Source organism: Novacetimonas hansenii JCM 7643, from assembly GCF_000964405.1.
GTDB classification, from domain to species: domain Bacteria; phylum Pseudomonadota; class Alphaproteobacteria; order Acetobacterales; family Acetobacteraceae; genus Novacetimonas; species Novacetimonas hansenii.
Genome location: NZ_BANE01000274.1, coordinates 1 through 1417 on the forward strand (window position 1 = coordinate 1; position 1417 = coordinate 1417).

The following is a 1417-nucleotide window of genomic DNA, read 5'->3' on the forward strand; positions in this document are numbered from 1 at the left end:
TATAATTTCAGGGTGTTATCGAGCCTGACTTTTCAAACAGTCTCCAAACCCTTGTAACGCCGGTCGGGTATCGGGCCCGCACATGCCACGGTCCCGTCCCTGCGACCTTGCTTGGGTGGGTGTCAGTCGCCCGTGGCGCGGTCGATGCTGCGTCCCACCTTTTCCGCCGGACCCTTGGGCGGGTCAAAGGTGTCCTGCACCTTGTTGCCGAATTTATCCAGCTTTTCGCCCGCTGTCTCATGATGGCGCTTGCACCCGGCAAGGCCGGTACAGGCCAGTGTCACCGACAGCATCAGGACGGTCATCGCGCGTGTTCGTGTCATGTATGGGCTCCTGGTGGGGGGAGCAGGGAAAACGCGCCGGGGTGCGCCGGGTTGCGTGTACCGCCGGCGAAAGGGGTCATACCGGCCGCCGGTCGCCTGATGACGTGGCGCGCGGCGTGGGTGGCGGCGTGACGGAGGGGGTGGCCCGCGTTACCTTTCCCGACGGGGACGCGGGCATGCCGGGTGGATGGAACATGGCGCGACAGCGTGGCGACAGGCGGTCGATCTTGCGCTGCATGCAGGCGGTGATGCGGGCTTCATCGGGGATGGAGGTCGCACACAGACGCAGCGCGTCGCCCCGGCATGCGCGGGCCTGCTGCTGCCGGGTGGGTTCATGCGCCCATGCGCCGGGCAGTGCCATCATGCCCCCAGCCAGCAGGCCCCCCAGCACCATTCCCCCAAGCAATATCCTGTGTGCACGTCCCCCATGTGGCAGGAATATCCCCGCAAATGAAAATTGTCGCATGACCTGTCCTGTTTTGTCCTGCTATCGCCATGGGTGTATCCGTGCCAACGCCCGGGCAGGGGGATGGGTTTGGCGTGGCAGGAGGGATGAAAAGAGCGAGCCAATATCATATTGAAAGAGTGGTGGTTTTTGGAGGCTGTTTGAAAAGAAAGGCTCGATAACATCCTGAAATTATAAAGATTTTGGTGAAGATTTTCCTAAAAAGCCTTCAGAAGGAACCGCTTTTTTGCAAAAGGGAGGCGCCCGAAAACTTTTCCTGTTTTTTATCAATGATGTGTTTTCAAACAATCTCTTGGAATAATGTCTGGACATGCCCCGTGATAATGAATGGGGAAAGATGTCAGGCGTTGCCGTGCATTTTTGGAAATGCCGTATCTTTCAAACATTTTTTAAAAAACTTTTGTTGCTTCAGGGGGTTACTGTCCTGATCCGGTCAACGTGGCCTCTGGCCATCGTGACTGGTCGGTCGGGGGCCTGCGGGATCTCTTGCCGAACATCTTGCCGGGTGCAGCATTGGCGTGTGACAGGCCCCAACCCGGGGATTATCCCGGTCTTGACTCCGGCCCGTGCCCGGTTTCCGGGATTGGCTCTGGCTCTGGCTCTGGCTCTGGCTCTGGCTCTGGCTCTG

The 1417-nt window shown here is 58.9% G+C and carries 3 protein-coding genes; 1 reads left to right on the forward strand and 2 read right to left on the reverse strand.

Translation table 11 applies throughout. The annotated features are described in order from the left end of the window. Window positions 1-122 precede the first annotated feature (122 nt). A complete protein-coding gene (locus B7G66_RS14500; RefSeq protein ID WP_225578748.1) occupies window positions 123-323 on the reverse strand; it encodes a hypothetical protein in 201 nt (66 codons plus the stop codon). A gap of 76 nt (window positions 324-399) precedes the next feature. Further along, window positions 400-789 carry a hypothetical protein gene (locus B7G66_RS17545; protein ID WP_003621601.1) on the reverse strand — a complete coding sequence of 130 codons (390 nt, stop codon included), beginning with the start codon at window positions 787-789 and terminating at the stop codon, window positions 400-402. A gap of 438 nt (window positions 790-1227) precedes the next feature. On the opposite strand from B7G66_RS17545, the gene B7G66_RS18485 reads away from it, so the two are divergent. Further along, window positions 1228-1417, forward strand: a 190-nt coding sequence (locus tag B7G66_RS18485) for a hypothetical protein (RefSeq protein ID WP_206778206.1), incomplete at its 3' end; no start/stop codon positions are given.

Coding starts and splice junctions, on each gene's coding strand:
- B7G66_RS14500 (WP_225578748.1), bottom strand. CDS start 323: ATGACACGAACACGCGCGATGACCGTCCTGATGCTGTCGGTGACACTG.
- B7G66_RS17545 (WP_003621601.1), bottom strand. CDS start 789: ATGCGACAATTTTCATTTGCGGGGATATTCCTGCCACATGGGGGACGT.